The sequence below is a fragment of the Mesorhizobium sp. WSM4887 genome, from assembly GCF_029625865.1.
Lineage (GTDB): Bacteria > Pseudomonadota > Alphaproteobacteria > Rhizobiales > Rhizobiaceae > Mesorhizobium.
The window spans coordinates 375,353-398,878 of record NZ_JARTVP010000003.1; the positions used below are offsets into that span (position 1 = coordinate 375,353).

The window sequence follows — 23,526 nt, forward strand, 5'->3', positions numbered from 1 at the left end:
TCGGCAGCGAGCCGTCGCGGAGGTCAGCGGACATGGTGACAAGGCTCCATTGAGATTGAGGTCGTCAGCATTTGCAGGTCACCGACACCCTACCGCATATTCCCCGTATGCCCCAGGGAGTAGCGCCCCGGCTGCGGCCACACTGTCAGGCCGTGCGGCTCGACGCCGACGCGGATCTTCATCACGGCGCCCGACGTCGTGTCGATCATATAGACCTCGCTGTCGAAGCGGCCGGAGAGCCAGAGCTGCTTGCCGTCGGCGCTGACATTGCCCATGTCGGGGCTGCCGCCGCCGGGGATCGGCCATTGGGCGACGACCGAGCGGGTCGCGAAGTCGATCACCGTCACGCTGCCAGGCCCGTCGGCGCGGCCCTGTTCCATTTTGTGCGAGCCGCGGTTCGAGACATAGAGGCGCTTGCCGTCGCGGCTGACGACGAAGCCATGCGCGCCAATGCCCGTCGGAATGAAGCCGATCTCCTTGAAGCTGTCGCCTTCGATCAGAAAGACGCCGTCATTCATCATATCGGCGACGTAGAAGACCTTGCCGTCGGGCGAGAGCCTTATGTCCTGCGGCATGCCCATCTTCGACAGGTCGAGATGGCCGAGCACCTTGCGGTTCTTCAGGTCGATCTTGGCCAGTCCGCCGTCGCCATACTCGCAAGTGAAGATCGCATAGGAATTGTCGGCCGCGAAATCGGCATGGTTGATGCCGGGGCAGGCCGGCGTCGGGATGACGGCTTGCAGCGCCATGGTCCGCCGATCGCGCAGATCGAGCCGCCTCAGGGCCTCGTCGACGATGATGGCGGCGCTGCCGTCCGGCATGAAATACATGTTGTAAGGGTCGTAGACCGGCACCTGCTTGCCGGGCTTTCCGGTCGTCGGGTCGATCGGCGTCAGGCTGCCGTTCTTGCCGGTGCCGTTATTGGCCACCCAAAGCGTCTTCAGGTCCCAGGAAGGAACGACGTGCTGCGGCTTGCTGCCGACCGCAAACCTGTCGACCTCCTTCAGCGTCGCCGGGTCGATGACGGAAACGCTGTTCGAGGAACGGTTGGGCACATAGACGCGCGGCAACGCAGCTGCCGCGGCTGGAGCCATATGGCCGGCGGTGGTGTGGCTGTAGATGTCGACGGGCGCAGGCTCGGAGCAATCCTCGGGGCAGGACTCGGCGAAGGCTCGCGCCGGGAGCATGGCGAGCAGGACAAGCGGCGCACAGAGGCGGGCGAAGCGCAGGAAGGTTTCGAACATCTGGATTGCTTTGTGAAGAGGCAGGCCGGATCCGGCCGCCGGATGCCATAGCCGGTGTGCGGCCTTTCAGCTAGCGCCTTTTCAAGAGGCTCCGCATGCGATTGCGCAGGAGCCGCGCCATGTTGCGGGTCTCGCGGTAGAGATGGAGCTGCGAGGCCGCCTGGCGGGCCGGCCGGTCGGCATCGGGCGTCAGGCCGACCACCAGCGTGCCCATCGGCTTGCGCTCCGTCCACAGGCGACTCATCACCGGATGGTCGGGCACCGCGCAGGAATCGGTCATGGCGACATTAGGATCATCGAGATGCTGCTTGGTCACCTCGATCATCAGCAGTGTGCCCGGCGAATAGGCCGAGAGCGTCTCGTCATAGGCCGTCTTCCAGGTGTAGGCGACGCCCGCTTCGACGAAGACGACGAGAGAAGCGATCGTGCGGCCGTCGAGCGTCAGTGTGTGGATGCGGCACATGTCGTGCTCGGCGAGCCTGTGCACCGCCTCGCGGGCGAAGGCGGCGCGGTAGCGGTCGATCGCCATGGCCGTGCGCTCGCGGCCCTTCCAGCCGGCCGCCTCCAGTGTCAGGAAGCTTTCGATGGCGTGGCGGATCTCGTCCGGTCCGCGCGCCACCACATGGTCCAGCTTGCCAAGGCCGGCGAGGCGCCGCTTCAGCCGGCGGAATTCGCGATAGTGATGCGCGCGCAGCGAGGCCTTGAGGTAGTCGTCGCCGTCGGCATCGCTTTCCAGCACCGGGCGCTCGGCCTTGCCGGTGACGACCAGGGTCAGGCCGCGGCTGTCGGCAAAGGAGGTGAGCAGGCTCGCCACCGGGCCGTCCAGCTTGATGTCGGGCAGCACGAAGACCTTCGGCAATTTGAGATGCGGCCTGGACAGCATCGAGAAGAAATCCTCGATGACGCCGACCGGATCGTCACGATCGACCAGCGGCGTGCCGAGCGGGCCGAACGGGCTCGACCATGTGCGCATGACCGGGACGCCGAGCGGAATTGCGGGGCGCTCGACCGAGAACGGCACAAGGAGGCGCAGCCGGTTGCGGAACTCGTCGCCGTCGCGGATCACCGCCAGCCGCACTTCGCGGTCCTCGAGCCTCGGCATGGCCGGCGCCAGGAAGCGCGGGTTGAAGAAGACGTTGGGCTCGATCGTGCGTGCGCTAAGATAGTCGAGCTCCTCGACCAGGTCGAAGCCGGCCGAGGCGGGATAGATCGCGAGCTTGCGCTCCGGCCGGTTGTTGGCGAACAGCTCGATATGGGCGGGATCGGCCTCCCTGACGAGGCCGGCAAGGCCCGACACCATGGCGCCGGCGGGCCCGCCGCTGGTCTCTTCAAGCAGCGGAATGGCGGCCATCAGGCGACTTCCTTGTTTGCGGGCACGAAAATCGCCATGACGATGCCGAGCTTGCGCCAGACGGTGAAGGACAGCGCGCCGGCCTCGAAGACCATGGCGAGGCTGGTGGCGATCGCCGCGCCCCAGAGGCCGAAGAGCGGGATCAGAACCACATTGAGAGCGATATTCAGCGCGAGCGTCATGGCATAGACGGCGGCGCAGATGTTCTGGTTGCCGCTCATGGTGAGCAGGCTTTCGCAGGGGCCGACGGCGCCGCGCGCGACGACGCCGAACACCAGCAGGAAAAGCAGCGGATAGCCGGCGGTGAATTCAGGGCCGAACAGCACCAGCATCGGCTCGCCGAGCGCCAGCACCAGCAGCGCCATCGCGAGCGAGGGCCAGAAGGTCCAGGAGACGGTCTCTCGGGCGAAGGCGGCGAGCCTTTCCGGCTCGCCATGGGTGAATTGCGCATAGCGCTGGGCGACGCCCGCCTTGACGGCGAAATAGACGAAATGCACCAGAGCCAGCGTTTTCACGGTGGCGAAATAGACGGCGACGTCATTGGGCTCGAGATAGGCGCCGACCATCAGCACGTCGGCATTGGTGAGCAGGAAGAAAAAACTCTCGACCAGGAAGATCGGCAGCGAGACCAGGAACCACCGGCCGAAATGCACGGTCATCGGCCCGGCCGGGATCTGCTTGTCCATGCGCGAGGTGACGCCCATCAGCTGGCCGAGCGTCGTGGCATAGGTGGCGGCGATCGAGGCGAAGATCGCGGTCTTGGCATCCGGCACGTAGTGCATGGCGAGCATAAGCGCCATGAACACCAGGATCAGCACCGGCCGCACCAGATAGGTCGGCGACAGCGCGAACAGCGCCCATGAGTTCGCCCGCGCCAGTCCCTGCAGGAGGTCGCCCATCGCGATCATCGGCAGGCAGATGACACCGAGGATGAAGGGAATGACGTAGTAGTTCTCGATCCAGGGCGAGGCGAGCCAGACGCCGAGCGCGCCCAGCCCCGCGATCACCGTCGAGGCGACCAGCACGAACAGCCGGCTCGCCAGCACGATGCCGCGCAGCTCGGCGAGCATGCCGCGCTCGCGATATTCGGGAATGAAACGGATGACCGAGGTGTGGAAGCCGAGGCAGGCGAGGTTGCCGACGATGACCATCGTCACCCAGACCAGCACGAAGATGCCGTATTCGAACGAGCCCATCCAGCGTGCCATCAGCACCTGGCTGACGAAGGCGATGACCGCGCTGACGATGCGGATGGTGAATGCGATCAGCGACATGCGGCCGGCTTCGCCGCGTTCGTCGGCGCTGAACAGCACGGCGTCGATGCGGCCAAGCAGCGGCCCCATGCGTAGCGCCCAGCGCTGCGGCAAGAACCGCCCGGCAGTCGTCGCCGCGGAAAAGCGCACCCCGAATACTCTCCGTTTCCCGCCTGTTTCCAAGGTTTCGGTGTATGCGAAACACATTAAGAAACGGTTGGGTGGAGGGCTTCCTTCTCCCCGTCATATCCGGGAAGAAGAAGTGAAGGGGATCAGGCGAAGGCGCCGTGGCAGTGCTTGTATTTCTTGCCGGAGCCGCAGGGGCAGGCCTCGTTGCGGCCGACCTTGCCCCAAGTCGCGGGATTCTTCGGATCGCGATTTTCGGGTGCCACCATGGCATGGGATTCCTGGCGGACCAACAACGCCGTCTCGCCGCCCTGGAAGTCGTCCTCACCTGTTGTGCCGTCGATATGGCTGCCGAACATATCCGGCGCCGACGGCGGCGGCGCTTCAGCCGCCTGGCGGACCAGCTCGACGCGCATCAGCTGCGCGGTCACGGCCTGGCGCAGATTGCCGAGCATGCCCTGGAACAGCTCGAAGGCCTCGCCCTTGTATTCCTGCAACGGATCGCGCTGGGCATAGCCGCGGAAGCCCACGACCGAACGCAGATGGTCGAGGTTGACGATGTGCTCGCGCCACAGATGGTCGAGCGTCTGCAGCACGACCGAACGCTCGACATAGCTCATGACGTCGGGGCCGAAGCGCTCGGCGCGTTCCTTGGCGGCTGCCTCGGCGGCGGCCGAGATGCGCTCGCGGATGTCGTCCTCGGCGATGCCCTCCTCCTTGACCCAGTCGTCAATCGGCAGGTCGAGATTGAGGTACTGCGCCACTTCCTCCTTCAGGCCGGCGACGTTCCACTGCTCGGCATAGGCGTTTTCCGGGATGTTCTTGGCGACGATTTCCTCGATGACGCCCTCGCGCATTTCGGCCACCGTCTCCGACAGGCCTTCGCCATCCATCAGCTCGATGCGCTGCTCGAAAACCACCTTGCGCTGGTCGTTGGAGACGTCATCGTATTTCAGCAGGTTCTTGCGAATGTCGAAGTTGCGCGCCTCGACCTTCTTCTGCGCCTTCTCCAGCGCCTTGTTGATCCACGGGTGGATGATGGCCTCGTCTTCCTTGAGGCCGAGCTTCTGCAGCATGCCGTCCATGCGCTCGGAGCCGAAGATGCGCATCAGATCGTCCTGCAGCGACAGGAAGAATTTCGAACGGCCAGGATCGCCCTGGCGGCCGGAACGTCCGCGCAGCTGGTTGTCGATGCGGCGCGATTCATGGCGCTCGGTGGCCAAGACGTAGAGTCCGCCGGCGGCCAGCGCCTTTTCCTTCAGCTGCGCGACGTCATCGCGGATCTGCTGTTCGCGCGCCTCGCGCTCCGGGCCGGCGGGCATATCCGCCAGTTCTTCGGCAATGCGCATCTCGGCATTGCCGCCGAGCTGGATGTCGGTACCGCGTCCAGCCATGTTCGTGGCGATGGTGATGGCGCCGGGCTTGCCGGCCTGGGCGACGATAGCCGCCTCGCGCTCGTGGTGGCGGGCGTTGAGCACCTCGAAATTCTTGACGCCTTCCTTGCGCAGGCGCTCGGCCAGCTGCTCGGATTTCTCGATCGAGGTGGTGCCGACCAGGATCGGCTGGCCGCGCTCTCGGGCGTCGCGGATCTCCTTGACGATGGCCTTGTACTTCTCTTCCACCGTCCGGTAGACCTCGTCGTCCTCGTCCCTGCGGGCGACCGGCAGGTTGGTCGGGATCTCGGTGACTTCGAGATTGTAGATGTTGGCGAATTCCTCCGCCTCGGTCAGCGCCGTGCCGGTCATGCCGGCGAGCTTCTTGTAAAGGCGGAAATAGTTCTGGAAGGTGACGGAGGCCAGCGTCTGGTTCTCCGGCTGAATCTGCACATGCTCCTTGGCCTCGAGGGCCTGGTGCAGGCCTTCCGAATAGCGGCGGCCGGGCATCATGCGGCCGGTGAACTCGTCGATGATGACGATCTCGCCGTTGCGCACGATGTAGTCCCTGTCCTTCTGGAACAGCAGGTGCGCCTTCAGCGCATTGTTGACGTGGTGGACGATCGCGACGTTCTCGACGTCGTAGAGCGACTCGCCCTTCAACAGGCCGGCATCGCGCAGCATGTTTTCCAGCTTCTCGGTGCCGTCCTCGGTGAAGATCGTGGTTTTCTGTTTTTCATCGACCTCGTAGTCGGCCGGGCCGAGCTTCAGCATGAAGGCGTCGATGGTGTTGTACATTTCCGAGCGGTCCTCGAGCGGACCGGAAATGATCAGCGGCGTGCGCGCCTCGTCGACAAGGATCGAGTCGACTTCGTCGACGATGGCGTAGGCATGGCCGCGCTGGACCATCTGCGAGCGCTCATACTTCATGTTGTCGCGCAGATAGTCGAAGCCGAGCTCGTTGTTGGTGGCGTAGGTAACGTCGGCGGCGTAGGCCTCGCGGCGCTCGTCGTCGGAGAGGCCGTGTACGATGATGCCGACGGTGAGGCCGAGGAACTTGTAGACGCGGCCCATCCATTCGGCGTCGCGCTTGGCAAGATAGTCGTTGACCGTGACGACATGGACGCCCTTGCCGGCGAGCGCGTTGAGATAGACCGGCAAGGTGGCGACCAGCGTCTTGCCCTCACCGGTGCGCATCTCGGCGATGCCGCCATTGTGCAGCACCATGCCGCCGATCAATTGGACATCGAAGGGACGCATGCCGAGAACGCGGCGGGCCGCCTCTCGCACTGTTGCGAAGGCCGGTATCAGCAGGTCGTCGAGCGAGGCGCCATTGGCGAAGTCCTGGCGGAATTTCTCGGTGCGGCCGGCAAGCTCGGCATCGGAGAGCGCCCGCATCTCGTTTTCCAACCCATTGATGGCCTCGACCCGGGGCCTTGTCGCCTTGACTCGGCGGTCGTTGGAAGAGCCGAAAACCTTACGCGCGAGAGCGCCGAGACTGACCATCCAATGGTCCTTTCGATAGCAATTTTAGCCGTTTGCGACAGGCGCCTGGCGGGCCCATCAAATCCGCGTGAATGCGGACAAACGCAAAAAGCGCCCGGAAAACGGTTCTGGACGCCAAGTCGTTGGACAGATAAGAGGGGGCTCAACTGATGTCAACGCCGCGTTAGCCCTATGGGCAGCGCCAAATTCCGCCACAATCGGACTGATCTGGAACCTTCCCGTTCAAGCGATCCTTATCGGCAATCCCCATTGGAGTTATCTTGATGTCCCTGTCGTTCCGCCGCGCGTCGCTCGCCAGCCTTGGCTTGGCCTTCGGGCTCTCGGCTCTTTCGCTGTCGCCGCTGATGGCGCAGGAAACCAAGCCCGCCCAGCCGGGCGCGGCGGCTCCCGCAGCCGCTCCCGTGGATCCCAACGCCGTGGTCGCCACCATCAACGGCGAGAAGCTGACCGAGGCCGATCTCGCGCTGGCCGAAGGCGAGCTGTCGCAGCAGTTCGCGCAGCTGCCGCCGGAACAGCGCCGCGCCGCTGCTCTTTCGGCGGCCATTGAAATCCGCGTCATGGCCAAGAAAGCGGTCGACAGCGGCCTCGACAAGGATGCCGATTTCCTGCGTCGGATGGCCTTCCTGCAGCAGCGCGCCCTGCACGGCGAGGTCGTCGAGAAGGAAGTCGTCGACAAGGTGACGGATGCAGATATCCGCGCCCGCTACGACCAGGAAATTGCCAACACGCCGCCGGTCAATGAGATTCACGCCCGTCACATCCTCGTGAAGACGAAGGAAGAAGCCGAGGCGATCATCAAGCAGCTCGACGGCGGCGCCGATTTCCAGAAGCTCGCCAACGAGCACACGAGCGACCCGAGCGGCAAGTCGAATGGCGGCGACCTCGGCTGGTTCGGTCCCGGGCAGATGGTGCCGGAGTTCGACAAGGCCGCGTTTGCGCTTGATGTCGGCAAGTACAGCAAGGAGCCGGTGCAGTCGCAGTTCGGCTGGCATGTCATCAAGGTCGAGGACAAGCGCGCCAAGCAGCCGCCGGCCTTCGACGACGTCAAGGACCAGGCCAAGCAGGCCGTCATCCGCGACAAGTATTTCGCCATGGTCAAGGAATTGCGCGGCGCCGCCAAGATCGAGATCCCGGACGCGAAGCTGAAGTCGGCGGTCGACACGCTGGAGAGCGGCAAGTAAGCCGGCCAGCCTGAAAGATGCTGCTAAGGGCGCCTTCGGGCGCCCTTTCGCATTTCAGGCGCGCGCTATGCCGCGCACCCCGAGAGAGCCCATCAAGCGCGGCCAGAACGCTCTTGCGCCAGCGCGCGCTATCGGGCAAACCGGCCTCCTATTTGCGTTCTGCCGCTCCGGGGTCACATGTCCGCAACGATTTCGCCGCTCGCACCGAAGAAATATCCCAAGATGCCGGTCATCGAGGGCGTGCGCATCGCTACCGCCGAGGCCGGGATCAAATATCGCAATCGCACCGATCTGCTTGCCATGGTCTTCGATCCCGGAACGGCGGTCGCCGGTGTCTTCACCAAGTCGAAATGCCCCTCGGCGCCGGTCGACTACTGCCGCCAGAACCTGTCCGCCGGCAAGGCGCGTGTGCTGGTGGTGAATTCCGGCAATGCCAACGCCTTCACCGGCAAGAAGGGCCGCGCTTCGACGGCTTTGACCGGCGAGGCGGCGGCGAAGGCCGCCGGATGCTCCGAGAGCGAAGTGTTTCTGGCCTCGACCGGCGTTATCGGCGAGCCGCTCGACACCAACAAATTCAGCCATCTGCTCGCCGGCCTGGTGAAGGACGGCAAGCCGGACCTGTGGACCGAGGCGGCAAAGGCCATCATGACCACGGACACCTATCCGAAGGTGGCGTCCCAGACGGTGAAGCTCGGCGACGCCGATGTCACCATAAACGGCATCGCAAAGGGCGCCGGCATGATCGCGCCCGATATGGCCACGATGCTCTCCTTCATCGCCACCGACGCGCCGATCGCAGCCCCGGTGCTGCAGGATCTGTTGTCGCGCGGCACGGCAAAGACCTTCAACGCGGTCACTGTCGACAGCGATACCTCGACCAGCGACACGCTGCTCTTCTTCGCCACCGGCAAGGCTGGTTCGCGTGGCGCGCCCAAGATCAGCGACCCGAAAGATGCGCGGCTCGGCGCCTTCCGCCGCGCACTCGGCAAGGTGCTGAAGTCGCTGGCGCTGCAGGTGGTGCGCGACGGCGAAGGCGCGCGCAAGCAGGTCGAGGTCACCGTCACCGGCGCCAAATCCGCGCGCTCGGCCAAGCGCGTCGCGCTTTCGATCGCCAACTCGCCGCTGGTCAAGACGGCGGTCGCCGGCGAGGACGCCAATTGGGGCCGCGTCGTCATGGCCGTCGGCAAGGCCGGCGAGCCTGCCGACCGCGACCGGCTGTCGATCTGGTTCGGCGACAACCGGCTGGCGCATGAGGGCGAGCGCGATCCGGCTTACTCGGAAGAAGCGACCTCGGCCTATATGAAGCGCGACGACATCCGCATCCGCGCCGACCTTGGCATCGGCCGCGGCAAGGCGACGGTGTGGACCTGCGACCTCACCAAGGAATATGTCGCCATCAATGGCGACTACCGGAGCTGATGGCACCGGTGTCGACGCATCCGGCAAGCGTGCTCGCGATCGTGCGCCGCTACGAGGCGGCGGGCTTTCGCGCCTGGCCGGCGGCGGCCGTTCATTATGACGGGACATGGTTGGTGCGGCTGACGGCGGGCCATCCGGCGAAGCGCCTGAATTCGGTCAATCCGCTCGATCCCGGCGACACGCATGCCATTGCCGAACGCATCGTGCGCGCCAGCCGTCGCTTCGAGGCTTACGGCCGGCCGCTGACCTTTCGTATGTCGCCGCTTTCGGGGCAGGTGCTGTCGACGCATCTCGACGATGCAGGCTGGAGCCGGTTCGACGAATCGGTGGTGATGCGTCTGCCGCTCAAGGAGGCGCAACTCGACGCCGCGATGGACCAGATTCCGCTGAAAGACATCAGCCGCTTCATCGGCGCCGCGATCAGGACGAACGGCTCGGACGCCTCGCTGCGAGCCGGCCTCTCGGAAGTCATCGGCGCCATCCAGCCTGAGGCGGGGCTGTTTGCGCTCGAGGACGGCAATGAGCCGCTGGCAACGCTGATCTGCGTCCACGACGGCGATCTCGCCGGCCTGTTCGAGGTCGCCACCGAAAAATCCGCGCGCAAAAAGGGCCATGGCCGCAACCTCATCCTGTCGGCGCTGAAATGGGCCAGGCTGCGCGGCGCGCGCGAAGCCTGGCTGCAGGTAGAAGCCGGCAATGTTGCGGCGCTGTCGCTCTACCGGTCGCTCGGCTTCGAGGAAGTCTATCGCTACCATTATCGCCGGCGGCCGGACGCATGAGCGAGATCACGCCAGCCGGAAAGCGCCTGCTTCTTGTCGCGGCCTGCGCGCTGGTGGACACCGACCGACGCGTGCTTCTGGCGCAGCGTCCCGAGGGCAAGCAACTCGCCGGCCTTTGGGAGTTTCCGGGCGGCAAGGTCGAGCCAGGCGAGACGCCCGAGGAATGCCTGGTGCGCGAGCTGCATGAGGAGCTCGGCATCGAGACCGAGATCCCCTGCCTTGCGCCGCTCACCTTCGCCAGCCACAGCTATGACCATTTCCACCTGCTGATGCCGCTCTACATCTGCCGGCGCTTCCGCGGCATCGCGCAGCCGAGGGAAGGGCAGGGGCTGAAATGGGTCAGGCCGCGCCAGATGCGCGACTACCCGATGCCGCCGGCGGACGCGCCGCTGATCCAGTTCCTCATCGATCTCTTGTGATCGTCACAGCCGCTTCAGCGTTTCCACCAAAATGCTGATTTGGCGACCTCCGGCCGGAATTGCTCCAAGCTGCCGTTTGCTCCGTCTGCTTTAGGCAGCGTTAATGGAAGATTTATCTCGACATGGAAAATTGAGGCAAATCGTTCGCGCGGCGGCATGCCGATTTTGATCGGAGCCAATCCATGAGCCTCGACAGAGAATGGGACTCGATCCGGCCCGACCGCACTTTCCGCGCCGCCGATGCCGGCATGGGTATCTTGCGGATCACCCTGCTTTTCGGGTCGGCCGCGGTGGCGCTGGCTCTGATCGCGCCGCCTTTCCTGGACAGCCAGCTGCGTCCGCAGGGCGCGCGCGAGAGCTTGACCGGCGGACTCGACCTAAGCAGCACCGGTTCGATCGGTCGCCGCGATACCTACACCCTGCGGCGAAGCGTGCTGCAGCCGCTGCCAAGTTCCGTTTGCGTAATCCGCAACGATGGCAGCCGCTACGGCGAGTGCTAATTGGTTAATAAATTCAGCAAGAAACCGCTATTTCACCGCCCGTTAAGCTTTTGCCGTTAACCTTTCTTAACGGGTAGGCGCTATGGTTCCCGCCAAGAGGGATCGATGACCATGAAAAACCTGCTGCAGCAATTCATAGAAGATGAATCAGGCGCCACGGCCATCGAATATGGCCTGATCGTTGCCGTGCTGTCGCTTGTAATCGTCGGCGGCGTCGGCAAGGCCGCCGACGCGATCCAGTGGCTGTTCTCCGACAACAACAGCAGGCTTGCCAACGCCTTTGCCCAGCACTGACCGCATCGGTCAAAGCGCGGCGCGCATCGGTCAGTGCCCCGTCGGCTTCTCGAGGATCGTCTTCAGCGAGACCTTGGCCGAGCCAGGCTTCAGCGGTTTCTGCTGTGAGGGGTCGGGCGCCCAGCCGGACATCCACACAATCGAAAAGCTTGCCCGGATGCGGCCGTCCGGGTCAGAAAACCGATCGGCATAAATTTCGGCGGCGCGGGCGAACAGCCGCCGGGTGGCGGGACGCCGGCTGCGGTCCAAAAGCGGGCTGGTCTCGCCCATGGCGCGCAGGTCGGCGGCAAGCCCGAACAACGAATCGTAGCGCACCGTGACCGTCTCCACGTCGGCGACCGGCAGCGCCAGGCCGGCACGCTGCAGCAGCGCGCCGGCGTCGCGCACATCGGTGAACGGCAGGATGCGAGGGCTCGCGCCACCGTAAAGCTCGGTCTCGGCGGCAAGCAGGCTCTCGCGCAACTCGGAAAGCGTGCCGGCACCGGCCAAAGCGCCGAGGAACAGTCCGTCGGGCTTCAGCGCGCGGCGGATCTGCGCCAGCACGCCGGGGATGTCGTTCATCGCCTGCAGCGACAGCAGCGAGACGACAAGATCGAGGCTCTCTGCTTCGAACGGCACGGTCTCCGCCGGGGCGACGATGCCGGCTTCTCCGGCAAGGAAGGCACCGTCTGTTTCCACGCGCACTGTGTCGGCCACCTTGCCGCTGCCGGCGAGCAGCCTGGTCGCGGCCGATGTCTGGCAAAACAGCGCCGCCGCCTTGCCGAATTTGCGCTCGACGGCGCCCAGCCGGTCGGCAAGGTCCTCAGCTGCCCGCCGCATCAGGAAATCGGCTCCGTCGACCGGGTGCATCAGCGCCCGGCGTTTGTGCGCAAGCCAGAGCTCCGTGTCGATCAAAGGCTGCAAAGGGGCTATTCCTGTTGTCGGCGCATGCCGGACCGATGCTATGGTGGCGCGGGGTTTCGCTTCACGTGGCCGATCCGGTGCGCAAGATCAAGACCATTGCGATGAAGGACATGGCGCGGCAGGCTCTGGGCTGGCCGGCGCGCCTGTTGTTTCCGCCGGTCTGTGCCGGCTGCCGCCGCCACGTCTCGCAGCCTGGCGTGCTGTGCGGCGCCTGCTGGCCGAAGCTTCGGCTGCTGGAGAAGCCTTGGTGTCCGGTTATGGGCACGCCGTTCACGCATGACATGGGCGACGGTTTTCTTTCCGCCGAAGCGATCGCCGATCCGCCGCCTTTCGAGCGGGCGCGGGCGGCGGTCGTCTATTCAGGGGTCGCGCGCCAGATGGTGCGAGGGCTGAAATACCAGGATCGCACCGATCTCGCGCCCTGGATGGCGCGCTGGATGATGCGCGCCGGCGCCGAACTGATCGCTGAAGCCGATGTTGTGGTGCCGGTGCCGCTGCATTGGCGGCGCTTCTTCCGGCGGCAGTTCAACCAGTCGGCGGAGCTGGCACGGGCGGTTTCGAAGCTGAGCGGCCTGCCTTTCGCGCCGGCTGCGGTGAGGCGCGTAAAACTCACCCGCCAGCAGGTCGGGCTGGAGCGGCACGAACGCGAGGAGAATGTACGCGCCGCCTTCCGCGTCCCGCCCGAGGCCGAAATCGAGATCGCCGGCCGAAGGGTGCTCGTCATCGACGACGTCTTCACCACCGGCGCCACCGCGCGGTCGGTGGCCAAGGCGCTGAAGAAAGGCGGCGCCGGAGCGGTCGACGTGCTGACCTTTGCCCGCGTCCTGCCGGGGGACTTCCGGGCCGATGAGTCTGCAACTATATAGGGCTTAAGTTGTTGTTTTGGTGCATGTCGCTTTCGCATAACCGCTGGGCGATGGGCGCAGGCAGGATTGCTGATCGATGGTTGATGTGACGATCTATACCCGGATGATGTGCGGCTATTGCACCGCAGCCAAGCGGTTGCTCGAGCGCAAGGGTGTAGCCTATACCGAGCATGACGCGTCGTTCTCGCCGGAATTGCGCCAGGAAATGATTTCGCGGGCGCATGGGCGCACCACTTTTCCGCAGATTTTCATCGGCGACACGCATGTCGGCGGCTGCGACGACCTCCATGAATTGGAGTCCGAGGGCCGGCTGGACGTGTTGCTTGCCAACGGGGCGAGGGTTTGATCATGAGCGTTTTCAAGGCGGCGGCGGTGCAGATGCGTTCGGGCACCAGCCCGGAGCGCAACGCGGCCGACATGGAAAAGCTGGTCCGCGAGGCCGCACAGCAGGGCGCCACCTACGTGCAGACGCCGGAAATGACCGGCGCGCTCATCCGCGACAAACAGGCTGGTGCCGCCGCTTTCACCAGCGAAGACAAGGACGTCGTCGTTTCGACGGCGCGGAAACTTGCGCAGGAACTCGGCATTTTCCTGCATGTCGGCTCGACGGCCATCCTGCGCGCCGACGGCAAGCTCGCCAATCGGGCGTTCCTGTTCGCGCCCGACGGCGCCATGATCACCAACTACGACAAGATCCACATGTTCGATGTCGACCTCGACAACGGCGAGAGCTGGCGCGAATCCGCCTCTTACGAGCCGGGAACAGAGGGCGTCGTCACCGAGATCAACGGCGTGAAGCTGGGCTTCGCCGTCTGCTACGACCTGCGCTTCCCGCAGCTATTCCGTGCCGAAGCGCTGGCGGGGGCTCAGGTGCTTTCGGTGCCTGCGGCCTTCACCCGCCAGACCGGCGAGGCGCACTGGCACGTGCTGCTCAGGGCACGCGCGATCGAGAACGGCGCCTATCTCATCGCGGCCGCGCAGGGCGGCCTGCACGAGGACGGCCGCGAGACTTACGGCCATTCGCTGATCGTCGATCCGTGGGGACGCATCATCGCCGAGGCCGCGCATGATGAGCCCGCAGTGATCGTCGCCGAGATCGACCCGGCGCAGTCGGCTGCGGCGCGTCGCAAGATTCCCAATCTCAAGAACGCGCGGGATTTCACCGTCAATGCCGGCGAGGCGCCGCGTCTCAGGGGTGCAGCCTCTTGATCCGCTTTTCGCTCATCTGTGAACACGAGCACGAATTCGAAGCCTGGTTCCGCAGCAATGACGACTTCGGCACGCAGAAGAAACGCGGCTTCATCGATTGCCCGATCTGCGGCTCGCACAAGGTCGAGAAGGCGCTGATGGCGCCGGCGGTCTCCACCTCACGCAAGCAGGAGAAGATGGCGCTGGCCATGGGCGACGCGCAGAAACAGGCGCTCGCACAGCTCAAGGCGCTCGCCGACAAGGTGCGGGAGAATGCCGACTATGTCGGCGACAAGTTCGCCGAGGAAGCGCGCAAGATCCATTTCGGCGAGACCGATCCGCGCGGCATTTATGGCGAGGCTACGCCGGACGAGGCGAAAAGCCTCGCCGAGGACGGCGTCGAATTCATGCCGATCCCGAGCTTTCCGGAGGACCGGAACTAAGATTTCCGATCAGCTTTTTCAGCAGTGTGGCGAGCATTTTCCGGTCCTCTGGCGCTAACCCGGCGAGGATTTCATGCTCATTCGCGACGTGGGCGGTAAGGGCCTCATCGATGAGTTCGAGGCCTTTCGAGGTGAGTTGCACCACAACGCCGCGGCGATCGCTGGGATGCGGCGCGCGCTGGATCAGGCCCGCCTTTTCCAGCCGGTCGAGCCGGGCGGTCATTGCTCCGGAGGTCACCATCGTCGCCTCGTAGAGTTCGGTCGGCGTCAGCGCGTGAGGCGCGCCGGAGCGGCGAAGCGTGGCCAACACGTCGAATTCGCCCTGCTGCAGGCCGAAACGGGCAAAGAGCGGCGCGAGCCGGTCGCGCGCGATCAGCGCGGACGCTTCGTTCAGTCGCCCGATCACTCCCATCGGCGAGACGTCGAGGTCCGGCCGTTCCTTGCGCCATTGCTCCATCGCTCTTGCCGCACGGTCCATGTGCCTCACCGTAAAGTATCTTGACATTGAGAATCTTTACGCTATATTATCCTAAGTTGGAGCGGCCGCCAAGCTTGGCCGTGAAGCCACAGGATCACGCAGATGAAATTGCTCTGGGACTCCGCACTGGGTCTTCTGATCGTCACCGGCGGATTGCTCGGCATGACGCTCCCCTTCGGCAAGCTGGCAACGGCGGCCGGTGCCCCGGCAATGGTCTGGGCTTTCGTGATCTCGTTCGGCGCCGGCGGCGTGTTGCTCACAACGCTTCTGCTGCTCGGTCAGCGCATCCGGCTCACGGCGCACAAGCTGCGTTATTTCTTCATCACCGCAGCCATCTCCTACGCTCTTCCTAACTTGCTGATGTTCTCGGCCATCCCGCATCTCGGCGCGGGTTACACGGGCATTATGTTCACGCTGTCGCCGGTCATCACGCTGGTGTTCTCGATCCTGCTTGGGGTGCGGCGACCCAACCTGCTCGGCGTCATCGGCATTATCGTTGGTTTTATCGGCGCGGTCATGGTCGCGCTTACGCGTGGGGAGGCCGGCCAGCCGGCCGAATATTTCTGGGTGGCGGTCGGCCTTCTCATCCCCGTCAGCCTCGCCGCCGGCAACATCTACCGCACCATCGACTGGCCCGAGGACACCGGTCCGATCGAGCTCGCCGTCGGCAGCCATCTGGCGTCGGCAACCTTGCTTCTCATCGGCATCCTGACGCTGCTCGGCTGGCAGGCATTTGCTCCGCTCGGCGGCGCGCCGCTGGTGGTGGCCGCACAGGTAGCATCGGCATCGGCGATGTTTGCCTTCTTCTTCCGGCTGCAGGCGATCGGCGGGCCGGTCTATCTCAGCCAGATCGGCTATGTGGCGGCGGCGGTCGGGCTCTTTGCCGGCACGATCTTCCTCGGCGAGCATTATCAGCTGCTGACCTGGCTGGGCGCGGCCATCATCACCGCCGGCGTGCTCATCACCACCAAGGCGCAGAGCCAGCCAAGCCCGAAGCTGCAAAGCCAGGCGGCGTAAACGCTTCGTTGGCCCTCAGACCGAGGCTTTTTCGGCCAGCACCATGTAGTTGACGTCCATGTCCCTGGATTTCTGCCAGCGGTCGGCCAAGGGATGATAGATCACGCCGGTCCGGTCGACGATGGTCAGCCCCGCCGCGCCAAGCGCCTTTGCCAACTCCTCCGGCCGCACCAGCTTGCCGAACTGATGCGTGCCGCGCGGCAGCCAGCGCAGAACATATTCGGCGCCGATGATGGCAAGACCAAGCGCCTTCAGCGTGCGGTTGATGGTGGCGACGAACATGATGCCGCCGGGCCGGACCATCTCACTGCATTTGGCGACGAAGAGATCGACATCGGCGACATGCTCGACCACCTCCATGTTGAGGATGACGTCGAATGTCTCGCCGGCGTCGGCCAGCGCCTCGGCCGTGGTGGCGCGATAGTCGACATTTACGCCGGCTTCGGCCGCGTGCAGCTTAGCGACCTCGATGTTGGTGGCCGAGGCGTCGGCACCGACCACTTCCGCGCCAAGCCGCGCCATCGGTTCGCATAAGAGCCCGCCGCCGCAGCCGATGTCGAGGAAGCGCAGTCCCTCGAATGGCCTTGCCGCGCGCGGATCGCGGCCGAAGCGCGCCGCCACCTGGTCGCGGATATAGGCAAGCCGCACAGGGTTGAACTTGTGCAGCGGCCGGAACTTGCCGTTCGGGTTCCACCATTCGGCGGCAAGGGCGGAGAAGCGTTCGACTTCTCCGGCATCTATGGTCGATCGGCGGGGCTCAGGCATGGGGCGGGTCTCCTCGAACGCCAGCAAGTCGGGGAACGCTAGGAAGTCGGGTCCCCGGCAGCGAAAGTCAAGGCAGGTTTTTTCCGTTGCCGCCAACCAGCCGCAGCGGGACGAGGGACAGTCGAGCCTAGGCCGACAGCGCGACCGCGGCATGACTCATGGCGACGCTGGCCGGCTCGATCGCCCGCATGGCCTCGCAATCGCCGATCTCGGCCATGATGCGCTGTGCCGCCGCCTGGGCCTGCTCGAGGCTCTGCCAGCGCACGACGTCGACCCAGCTTCCGTCGTCGCGCTCGCCGAGATGGCGGCTGAGAAAACCGGGCTGGTGCGCCAGCCAGTCGGTGACGACGCCATTTTGGGCAACAAAACCAGCCGCAGCATCCGGCTTGAGGCGGAAGGTCACGATCTCCAGCGTCTCGGTCATGAATTCCTCCATCCGATTTTCCAAGTTTATCGCATTGCGCGGCAGGAATCCGCCAGGAGACTTCAAAATCGCGCCAAGGCCGCTTCTCCTGCGCCCTCGCTTGCGAAGCCTTGCTGTTTTAGCTAAGGAGGCCGCGCATTTCCGCGGCTCGGCTGGTCCGGGCGCATTTTCCGTTTTCCGGCCCCAAGCCGGCTTTAGTCAAAGGCATCTCGCTTCCATGGCGCGCATTGTGATGAAATTCGGCGGAACTTCGGTCGCCGACATCGCCCGCATCCGCAATGTGGCGCGCCATGTCAAACGCGAGGTCGATGCCGGCCATGAGGTCGCCGTGGTGGTTTCGGCCATGGCCGGCAAGACCAACGAGCTGGTCGGCTGGACGCGCGAGGCCTCGCCCATGCACGACGCGCGCGAATATGACGCCGTTGTCGCCTCCGGTGAGCAGGTCACGGCCGGCCTGTTGGCGATAACCCTGCAGAACATGGGTGTCCATGCCCGTTCCTGGCAGGGCTGGCAGATCCCGATCAAGACCGACAACGCCCATGGCGCGGCGCGCATCCTCGACATCGACGGCGCGTTCCTGATCAAGCGCTTCGGCGAGAGGCAGGTGGCGGTCATCGCCGGTTTCCAGGGCATCGGCCCGGACAACCGCATCTCGACCCTCGGCCGCGGCGGCTCCGACACCAGCGCCGTGGCGATCGCGGCAGCGGTCAAGGCCGACCGTTGCGACATCTACACCGATGTCGACGGCGTCTACACGACTGATCCGCGCATCGAGCCGAAAGCCCGGCGGTTGGCCAAGATTTCGTTCGAGGAAATGCTCGAAATGGCCTCGCTCGGCGCCAAGGTGCTGCAGGTGCGGTCGGTGGAGCTTGCCATGGTGCACAGGGTGCGTACCTTTGTGCGGTCGTCCTTCGACGATCCCGACGCGCCCGGAATGGGGGATTTGCTCAATCCGCCCGGAACGCTTATTTGCGACGAGGAAGAGATCGTGGAACAGCAGGTCGTCACCGGAATTGCCTATGCCAAGGACGAAGCGCAGATCTCGCTGCGCCGCGTCGGCGACCGCCCAGGCGTCGCCGCCGGCATCTTTGGCCCGCTGGCCGAGGCCAACATCAATGTCGATATGATCGTCCAGAACATCTCCGAGGACGGCAAATTCACCGACATGACCTTCACGGTACCGTCGGGCGACATCGACAAGGCGCTGGCAGTGCTCGAGCGGCTGAAGGCCGATGTTGGCTACGACGTCGTGCAGTCGGAAGCCGGCATGTCGAAGGTCTCGGTCATCGGTATCGGCATGCGAAGCCATGCCGGCGTCGCGGCCACCGCCTTCAAGGCGCTGGCCGATAAAGCGATCAATATCCGGGCGATCACCACCTCCGAGATCAAAATCTCGATACTGATCGACGGTCCCTATACGGAACTTGCAGTTCGTACTTTGCATTCCGTCTACGGGCTCGATAAGCAATAGCAAGAACTGAGTCCGTTATTGCGTGAGCGCCGGCCGTGGCGGAAGCTACGGCGGGCAACGTGCCCATTGGAGAAGAAGCCGCGATGCGTGACATGGCCGGTGGCCCGCGCGTTCTGCTGAGACGGCTCCGCGAGCTCATGCAGGAGCCGCTGGAGCCGCAGGAGCGGCTCGACCGTATCGTGCGCGACATCGCCTCCAACATGGTCGCCGAGGTATGCTCGCTCTATGTGCTGCGCGCCGATTCGGTGCTGGAGCTCTACGCCACCGAAGGTCTGAACCCCACCGCCGTCCATTTGGCGCAGTTGAGGCTCGGGCAAGGCCTGGTCGGCACCATCGCCGCCAGCGCGCGGCCGCTCAATCTCTCCAACGCGCAGGAGCATCCGGCCTTCGCCTACCTGCCGGAGACGGGCGAAGAGATCTACAATTCCTTCCTCGGCGTGCCGGTGCTGCGGGCAGGGCGCACGCTGGGCGTCCTGGTGGTGCAGAACAAGACCATGCGCCACTATCGCGACGACGAGGTCGAGGCGCTGGAAACGACGGCGATGGTGATCGCCGAGATGGTCGCCACCGGCGATCTTGCCCGCCTCACCCGGCCGGGGCTCGAACTTGACCTGCGCCGTCCGGCAAGCTTCACCGGTCTTGCCTTCAACGAAGGCGTCGGGCTTGGCCATGTCGTGCTGCACGAGCCGCGCATCGTCGTCACCAACCTATTCAACGAGGACAGCGAGGAGGAGGTGCGTCGCCTGGACCGTTCGCTCGGCTCGCTGAGGCTGTCGATCGACGACATGCTCGAGCGCCGGGACGTCGCTTTCGAGGGTGAGCATCGAGAGGTGCTCGAGGCGTATCGCATGTTCGCCAACGACCGCGGCTGGGTACGCCGGCTGGAAGAGGCGATCCGCAACGGCCTGACTGCGGAAGCGGCCGTCGAGAAGGTGCAGAGCGACATGCGCGCACGCATGCTGCACATGACGGACCCCTATCTGCGCGAGCGCATGAGCGATTTCGATGATCTCGCCAACCGGCTCTTGCGCCAGCTGATGGGGCGCGGTCCGGAGGATGTCGCGGCCTCGCTGCCAAAGGATGCCATCATCGTCGCCCGCTCGATGGGTGCGGCCGAACTGCTCGACTATCCCAGGGACAAGCTGCGCGGCCTGGTGCTGGAGGACGGCGCGGCCACCAGCCATGTCGTCATTGTCGCGCGCGCGATGGGCATTCCGGTCGCAGGCCAGGTCAAGGGCGCCGTCTCCATGGCGGAAAACGGCGATGCCATCATCGTCGACGGCGAGGAAGGCACCATTCACCTGCGGCCGCAGTCCGACCTCGAGGCCGCCTATGCCGAAAAGGTCCGCTTCCGAGCTCGGCGGCAGGAAATCTATCGCGAACTGCGCAAGAAGCCGTCGCTGACCAAGGACGGCGTCCCGGTCGATCTCCTGATGAATGCCGGCCTTGCGGTCGACCTGCCGCAGCTTTCAGAATCGGGAGCGGCCGGCATCGGCCTGTTCCGCACCGAATTGCAGTTCATGGTCGCCTCGACTTTTCCGCGCGCCGAGGCGCAGGAGCGGCTCTATCGCGATGTACTCGAGGCGGCTCGCGGCAAGCCGGTCACCTTCCGTACCATCGACATCGGCGGCGACAAGGTGCTGCCCTATTTCAAGGGCGCGGTGCAAGAGGAAAACCCGGCACTCGGCTGGCGGGCGATCCGCCTCACTCTCGACCGCCCCGGCCTCCTCAGGACACAGATCCGCGCGCTGCTCAAGGCTTGTGGCGGGCGTGAGCTGAAGCTGATGCTGCCAATGGTGACGGAACTGTCGGAAATCGCGCAGGCGCGCGAGATCATCGACCGCGAAGTCCGGCACCTGTCGCGTTTTGCGCATCATTTGCCGACGAGCCTCAAGCTCGGCGCGATGCTGGAGGTGCCGTCGCTGCTGTTCCAGCTCGACGAGTTGATGAAGGCGGTCGACTTCGTCTCGGTCGGCTCCAACGACCTCTTCCAGTTCGTCATGGCGGTGGACCGCGGCAACACGCAGCTTGCCGACCGTTTCGACACGCTGTCGGCGCCGTTCCTGCGCGTGCTGAAGCAGATCGCCGACGCCGGCGCGCGCAACCATACGCCGGTGACGCTGTGCGGCGAGTTGGCGGGCAAGCCGATCTCGGCGATGGCGCTGATCGGCGTCGGCTTCCGCTCGATCTCGATGTCGCCGGCCTCGATCGGCCCGGTCAAGGCGATGCTGACCGAATTGCCGCTGCAGGAGCTGGAAGCCTTCTTCAACGACAATCTGATGGCCCCCGTCCAAGGGACGCCAATGCGGGCGCTGCTGCAAGCCTTTGCCGACGACCGCTCCATTCCGCTCTAGATTCACGTGAGGGCGGTCTGCAAATGTCGATTTTCTGCGCTTCCGGTGCTCATGGACCTAAATGTACATTCCGCTCCGGTTCTCGAAATTCGCCAGTTTCGACTCGTCCTGACGTGAATTCCATCGAAGTCCCGAGCCCATGATCAACTTGCCCCGCGACCGCATGGACCAAGTCGTCAAGCGTTTCGACATGCTCGAAGCGCAGATGTCGGCAGGGCCGACGGCCGATGCCTACGTCAAAATGGCTTCCGAATATGCCGATATCCAGGAGATGGTGGGCAAGATCCGGGCGCTGCGCGCCGCCGAGCAGGAACAGGCCGACCTCGAAGCGATGCTCGCCGACAAGAACATCGACGCCGAGATGCGGGCGCTGGCCGAGGCCGACCTGCCGGAGGTTAAGGAGCGCATCGAGGTGCTGCAGAAGGATATCCAGATTCTGCTCCTCCCCAAGGATGCCGCCGACGACAGGAACGCCATCCTCGAAATCCGCGCCGGCACCGGCGGCGACGAGGCGGCCCTGTTCGCCGGCGATCTGTTTCGCATGTATGAGCGCTACGCCGCCTCGCGCGGCTGGCGTTTCGAGGTCGTTTCGGCGAGCGAAGGCGAAGTCGGCGGCTACAAGGAAATCATCGCCTCGGTGTCGGGCAAGGGCGTGTTCGCGCAGCTGAAATTCGAATCCGGCGTGCATCGCGTGCAGCGCGTGCCGGAAACCGAGGCCGGCGGGCGGATCCATACCTCGGCGGCGACGGTCGCCGTACTGCCCGAGGCCGAGGAGGTCGATATCGATATCCGGGCAGAGGACATCCGCATCGACACGATGCGCGCGTCCGGCTCCGGCGGGCAGCACGTCAACACCACCGATTCGGCGGTGCGCATCACGCATCTGCCGACGGGCATCATGGTGGTGCAGGCGGAAAAGTCGCAGCACCAGAACCGGGCGCGGGCCATGCAGATTTTACGGGCGCGGCTCTATGACCTGGAACGCAGCCGCGCGGACGAGGAGCGCTCGTCGTCGCGAAAATCGCAGGTCGGCTCGGGCGATCGCTCGGAGCGCATCCGCACCTACAATTTCCCGCAGGGACGCGTCACCGACCACCGCATCAACCTCACCCTTTACAAGCTCGACCGGGTGATGATGGGCGAGCTCGACGAGGTGATCGACGCGCTGATCGCCGACCATCAGTCGAAGCTGCTCGCCGACATGGGTATTGATGGCTGATCCTTTGCCCTCGGCACTTCGACCGCTGCTGCACGCGGCGAGGGAGCGGCTCGCTGCCGCCGGCATTGCCGATCCGGCGCTCGATTCCAGGCTGATCGTCGAGCATTTTTCCGAAACCACGCGCACCCAGACTATCGCGGAGCCGGGCCGAACGGTGGATTCTGCGGCTCTTGCGGCAATCGAGGCGGCCCTGAGGCGTCGCGTCGCAGGTGAGCCGGTGCATCGCATTCTCGGCTATCGCGAGTTCTATGGGCTGCGGCTGTCGCTGTCGCCGGACACGCTGGAGCCGCGCCCCGATACCGAGACGCTGGTCGACGCGATCCTGCCCTTCGCCAAGTCGACGGCCGAAAGGCTTGGCCAGTGCCGTATCCTCGATCTCGGCACCGGAACCGGCGCAATCGCGCTGGCGCTGCTCAGCGCGATTCCGGCGGCGACCGCGACCGGCGTCGATATTTCACCCGGCGCGCTGGCGACCGCTACGCGAAACGCCGCGGATCTGGGGCTCGGCGGGCGCTTCAAGGCCTTGCATTCCAACTGGTTCGAAAAAGTTTCGGGCCGATACCATTTAATTGCCGCGAATCCACCCTATATACCCAGTCGAGACATTGGAAATCTGCAGGACGAGGTCCGCGATTTCGATCCACGCCAGGCCCTCGATGGCGGTGTGGACGGGCTGATCCCCTACAGGATCATCGCCGGAGAGGCGGAAGGATTTCTGGAAGCGCAGGGCAAGGTAGCGGTCGAGATCGGCCATACGCAGCAAAGCGAGGTGACCGCAATCTTCGCGGCAGCCGGCTACAGGCTGTCGGAGGCGCGACGCGATCTTGGCGGAAACGACAGGGTTCTGGTGTTTGAGCGTTGAAAGCCCTGATGCAGTGCGAAAAAACGCTTGGCAATATTAGGGAATGCAGCTAGGTTCCGGCTTAACCGGATGAGACGAAGCAGGCAGTGCT

24 protein-coding genes are annotated in these 23,526 nt (G+C 64.7%); 15 read left to right on the top strand and 9 right to left on the bottom strand.

The window, feature by feature from the left end; all coding sequences use genetic code 11:
- Positions 1-89: 89 nt before the first annotated feature.
- From P9230_RS15445 to secA, 4 genes are all read right to left on the bottom strand, one after another.
- The gene (locus P9230_RS15445; protein ID WP_127217166.1) at positions 90-1,244 is read right to left on the bottom strand and encodes a YncE family protein; all 1,155 of its coding nucleotides are present in this window, start codon (positions 1,242-1,244) and stop codon (positions 90-92) included.
- A 70-nt stretch (positions 1,245-1,314) separates the two neighbouring features.
- On the bottom strand, positions 1,315-2,595 hold the full coding sequence (locus P9230_RS15450) for a GNAT family N-acetyltransferase (RefSeq protein WP_127241532.1): 1,281 nt from the start codon (positions 2,593-2,595) through the stop codon (positions 1,315-1,317).
- A complete protein-coding gene (locus P9230_RS15455; RefSeq protein ID WP_278119782.1) occupies positions 2,595-3,998 on the bottom strand; it encodes a lipopolysaccharide biosynthesis protein in 1,404 nt (467 codons plus the stop codon). The genes P9230_RS15450 and P9230_RS15455 overlap by 1 nt, the downstream gene beginning before the upstream one ends.
- 122 nt (positions 3,999-4,120) lie before the next feature.
- Complete coding sequence (secA, locus tag P9230_RS15460; protein WP_278119784.1) at positions 4,121-6,853, bottom strand: preprotein translocase subunit SecA; 2,733 nt, start codon at positions 6,851-6,853, stop codon at positions 4,121-4,123.
- A 263-nt stretch (positions 6,854-7,116) separates the two neighbouring features.
- Here secA and P9230_RS15465 point away from each other — a divergent pair, with 263 nt between their 5' ends.
- The 4 genes from P9230_RS15465 to P9230_RS15480 all read left to right on the top strand — a co-directional run bounded on the left by P9230_RS15465 (position 7,117) and on the right by P9230_RS15480 (position 10,651).
- Positions 7,117-8,034, top strand: a complete 918-nt coding sequence (locus P9230_RS15465; RefSeq protein ID WP_095823957.1) for a peptidylprolyl isomerase — start codon at positions 7,117-7,119, stop codon at positions 8,032-8,034.
- Between the two features lie 177 nt (positions 8,035-8,211).
- A complete protein-coding gene (gene argJ, locus P9230_RS15470) occupies positions 8,212-9,453 on the top strand; it encodes a bifunctional glutamate N-acetyltransferase/amino-acid acetyltransferase ArgJ (RefSeq protein WP_067319074.1) in 1,242 nt (413 codons plus the stop codon).
- Positions 9,453-10,232 carry a GNAT family N-acetyltransferase gene (locus tag P9230_RS15475; RefSeq protein ID WP_176477585.1) on the top strand — a complete coding sequence of 260 codons (780 nt, stop codon included), beginning with the start codon at positions 9,453-9,455 and terminating at the stop codon, positions 10,230-10,232. Before argJ ends, P9230_RS15475 begins: the two co-directional genes overlap by 1 nt.
- Entirely contained in the window at positions 10,229-10,651 is a 423-nt protein-coding gene (locus tag P9230_RS15480) for a (deoxy)nucleoside triphosphate pyrophosphohydrolase (RefSeq protein WP_278119786.1), read from the top strand. Before P9230_RS15475 ends, P9230_RS15480 begins: the two co-directional genes overlap by 4 nt.
- Before the next feature lie 14 nt (positions 10,652-10,665).
- Here the strand turns inward: P9230_RS15480 and P9230_RS15485 are convergent, their stop codons facing one another.
- Positions 10,666-10,830 (bottom strand): hypothetical protein, encoded by a 165-nt coding sequence (locus tag P9230_RS15485; RefSeq protein WP_278119788.1) that lies wholly within the window; start codon positions 10,828-10,830, stop codon positions 10,666-10,668.
- Positions 10,831-10,833: 3 nt separating this feature from the next.
- On the opposite strand from P9230_RS15485, the gene P9230_RS15490 reads away from it, so the two are divergent.
- Together P9230_RS15490 and P9230_RS15495 are read left to right on the top strand one after the other, a co-directional pair.
- Positions 10,834-11,151 (top strand): hypothetical protein, encoded by a 318-nt coding sequence (locus P9230_RS15490; RefSeq protein ID WP_278119790.1) that lies wholly within the window; start codon positions 10,834-10,836, stop codon positions 11,149-11,151.
- Positions 11,152-11,256: 105 nt separating this feature from the next.
- Positions 11,257-11,445 carry a Flp family type IVb pilin gene (locus tag P9230_RS15495; RefSeq protein ID WP_082953632.1) on the top strand — a complete coding sequence of 63 codons (189 nt, stop codon included), beginning with the start codon at positions 11,257-11,259 and terminating at the stop codon, positions 11,443-11,445.
- Positions 11,446-11,475: 30 nt separating this feature from the next.
- Here P9230_RS15495 and P9230_RS15500 read toward each other — a convergent pair whose 3' ends face one another.
- Complete coding sequence (locus P9230_RS15500) at positions 11,476-12,348, bottom strand: methyltransferase domain-containing protein (protein WP_278119792.1); 873 nt, start codon at positions 12,346-12,348, stop codon at positions 11,476-11,478.
- 65 nt (positions 12,349-12,413) lie between these two features.
- On the opposite strand from P9230_RS15500, the gene P9230_RS15505 reads away from it, so the two are divergent.
- The 4 genes from P9230_RS15505 (at position 12,414) to P9230_RS15520 (ending at position 14,845) form a co-directional block, all read left to right on the top strand.
- Positions 12,414-13,214, top strand: coding sequence for a ComF family protein (locus P9230_RS15505; RefSeq protein ID WP_127403773.1), 801 nt, complete (start codon positions 12,414-12,416; stop codon positions 13,212-13,214).
- Between the two features lie 76 nt (positions 13,215-13,290).
- Complete coding sequence (gene grxC, locus P9230_RS15510; RefSeq protein WP_066990112.1) at positions 13,291-13,560, top strand: glutaredoxin 3; 270 nt, start codon at positions 13,291-13,293, stop codon at positions 13,558-13,560.
- A gap of 2 nt (positions 13,561-13,562) precedes the next feature.
- Positions 13,563-14,423: a carbon-nitrogen hydrolase family protein gene (locus tag P9230_RS15515; RefSeq protein ID WP_278119794.1), complete on the top strand. Its 861-nt coding sequence runs from the start codon at positions 13,563-13,565 to the stop codon at positions 14,421-14,423.
- A complete protein-coding gene (locus tag P9230_RS15520; RefSeq protein ID WP_067319064.1) occupies positions 14,420-14,845 on the top strand; it encodes a DUF1178 family protein in 426 nt (141 codons plus the stop codon). The genes P9230_RS15515 and P9230_RS15520 overlap by 4 nt, the downstream gene beginning before the upstream one ends.
- Here the strand turns inward: P9230_RS15520 and P9230_RS15525 are convergent.
- Positions 14,808-15,323 carry a MarR family transcriptional regulator gene (locus P9230_RS15525; RefSeq protein WP_127326086.1) on the bottom strand — a complete coding sequence of 172 codons (516 nt, stop codon included), beginning with the start codon at positions 15,321-15,323 and terminating at the stop codon, positions 14,808-14,810. The two genes, P9230_RS15520 and P9230_RS15525, sit on opposite strands and share 38 nt — an antisense overlap.
- A 102-nt stretch (positions 15,324-15,425) precedes the next feature.
- On the opposite strand from P9230_RS15525, the gene P9230_RS15530 reads away from it, so the two are divergent.
- A complete protein-coding gene (locus P9230_RS15530; RefSeq protein ID WP_095823953.1) occupies positions 15,426-16,340 on the top strand; it encodes a DMT family transporter in 915 nt (304 codons plus the stop codon).
- Between the two features lie 15 nt (positions 16,341-16,355).
- Here P9230_RS15530 and ubiG read toward each other — a convergent pair whose 3' ends face one another.
- A complete protein-coding gene (ubiG, locus tag P9230_RS15535) occupies positions 16,356-17,105 on the bottom strand; it encodes a bifunctional 2-polyprenyl-6-hydroxyphenol methylase/3-demethylubiquinol 3-O-methyltransferase UbiG (RefSeq protein WP_095824176.1) in 750 nt (249 codons plus the stop codon).
- Between the two features lie 127 nt (positions 17,106-17,232).
- Complete coding sequence (locus tag P9230_RS15540) at positions 17,233-17,529, bottom strand: antibiotic biosynthesis monooxygenase (protein WP_164757328.1); 297 nt, start codon at positions 17,527-17,529, stop codon at positions 17,233-17,235.
- 217 nt (positions 17,530-17,746) lie between these two features.
- Here P9230_RS15540 and P9230_RS15545 point away from each other — a divergent pair, with 217 nt between their 5' ends.
- From P9230_RS15545 to prmC, 4 genes are all read left to right on the top strand, one after another.
- Positions 17,747-19,000, top strand: a complete 1,254-nt coding sequence (locus P9230_RS15545; protein ID WP_278119800.1) for an aspartate kinase — start codon at positions 17,747-17,749, stop codon at positions 18,998-19,000.
- An 83-nt stretch (positions 19,001-19,083) separates the two neighbouring features.
- Entirely contained in the window at positions 19,084-21,354 is a 2,271-nt protein-coding gene (gene ptsP, locus P9230_RS15550) for a phosphoenolpyruvate--protein phosphotransferase (protein WP_066990090.1), read from the top strand.
- A 139-nt stretch (positions 21,355-21,493) separates the two neighbouring features.
- On the top strand, positions 21,494-22,573 hold the full coding sequence (gene prfA, locus P9230_RS15555; RefSeq protein ID WP_127216785.1) for a peptide chain release factor 1: 1,080 nt from the start codon (positions 21,494-21,496) through the stop codon (positions 22,571-22,573).
- Complete coding sequence (gene prmC / locus P9230_RS15560) at positions 22,566-23,435, top strand: peptide chain release factor N(5)-glutamine methyltransferase (protein WP_278055899.1); 870 nt, start codon at positions 22,566-22,568, stop codon at positions 23,433-23,435. Before prfA ends, prmC begins: the two co-directional genes overlap by 8 nt.
- Positions 23,436-23,526: the final 91 nt, after the last annotated feature.

Excerpts from the sequence above, each read along its gene's own strand:
- P9230_RS15465 (WP_095823957.1), top strand. The coding sequence starts at position 7,117 with ATGTCCCTGTCGTTCCGCCGCGCGTCGCTCGCCAGCCTTGGCTTGGCC.
- P9230_RS15540 (WP_164757328.1), bottom strand. The coding sequence starts at position 17,529 with ATGACCGAGACGCTGGAGATCGTGACCTTCCGCCTCAAGCCGGATGCT.
- argJ (WP_067319074.1), top strand. The coding sequence starts at position 8,212 with ATGTCCGCAACGATTTCGCCGCTCGCACCGAAGAAATATCCCAAGATG.
- prmC (WP_278055899.1), top strand. The coding sequence starts at position 22,566 with ATGGCTGATCCTTTGCCCTCGGCACTTCGACCGCTGCTGCACGCGGCG.
- P9230_RS15480 (WP_278119786.1), top strand. The coding sequence starts at position 10,229 with ATGAGCGAGATCACGCCAGCCGGAAAGCGCCTGCTTCTTGTCGCGGCC.
- P9230_RS15530 (WP_095823953.1), top strand. The coding sequence starts at position 15,426 with ATGAAATTGCTCTGGGACTCCGCACTGGGTCTTCTGATCGTCACCGGC.
- P9230_RS15475 (WP_176477585.1), top strand. The coding sequence starts at position 9,453 with ATGGCACCGGTGTCGACGCATCCGGCAAGCGTGCTCGCGATCGTGCGC.
- P9230_RS15525 (WP_127326086.1), bottom strand. The coding sequence starts at position 15,323 with ATGGACCGTGCGGCAAGAGCGATGGAGCAATGGCGCAAGGAACGGCCG.
- P9230_RS15445 (WP_127217166.1), bottom strand. The coding sequence starts at position 1,244 with ATGTTCGAAACCTTCCTGCGCTTCGCCCGCCTCTGTGCGCCGCTTGTC.
- ubiG (WP_095824176.1), bottom strand. The coding sequence starts at position 17,105 with ATGCCTGAGCCCCGCCGATCGACCATAGATGCCGGAGAAGTCGAACGC.
- ptsP (WP_066990090.1), top strand. The coding sequence starts at position 19,084 with ATGCGTGACATGGCCGGTGGCCCGCGCGTTCTGCTGAGACGGCTCCGC.
- secA (WP_278119784.1), bottom strand. The coding sequence starts at position 6,853 with ATGGTCAGTCTCGGCGCTCTCGCGCGTAAGGTTTTCGGCTCTTCCAAC.
- P9230_RS15450 (WP_127241532.1), bottom strand. The coding sequence starts at position 2,595 with ATGGCCGCCATTCCGCTGCTTGAAGAGACCAGCGGCGGGCCCGCCGGC.
- grxC (WP_066990112.1), top strand. The coding sequence starts at position 13,291 with ATGGTTGATGTGACGATCTATACCCGGATGATGTGCGGCTATTGCACC.
- P9230_RS15545 (WP_278119800.1), top strand. The coding sequence starts at position 17,747 with ATGGCGCGCATTGTGATGAAATTCGGCGGAACTTCGGTCGCCGACATC.
- prfA (WP_127216785.1), top strand. The coding sequence starts at position 21,494 with ATGATCAACTTGCCCCGCGACCGCATGGACCAAGTCGTCAAGCGTTTC.
- P9230_RS15495 (WP_082953632.1), top strand. The coding sequence starts at position 11,257 with ATGACCATGAAAAACCTGCTGCAGCAATTCATAGAAGATGAATCAGGC.
- P9230_RS15490 (WP_278119790.1), top strand. The coding sequence starts at position 10,834 with ATGAGCCTCGACAGAGAATGGGACTCGATCCGGCCCGACCGCACTTTC.
- P9230_RS15515 (WP_278119794.1), top strand. The coding sequence starts at position 13,563 with ATGAGCGTTTTCAAGGCGGCGGCGGTGCAGATGCGTTCGGGCACCAGC.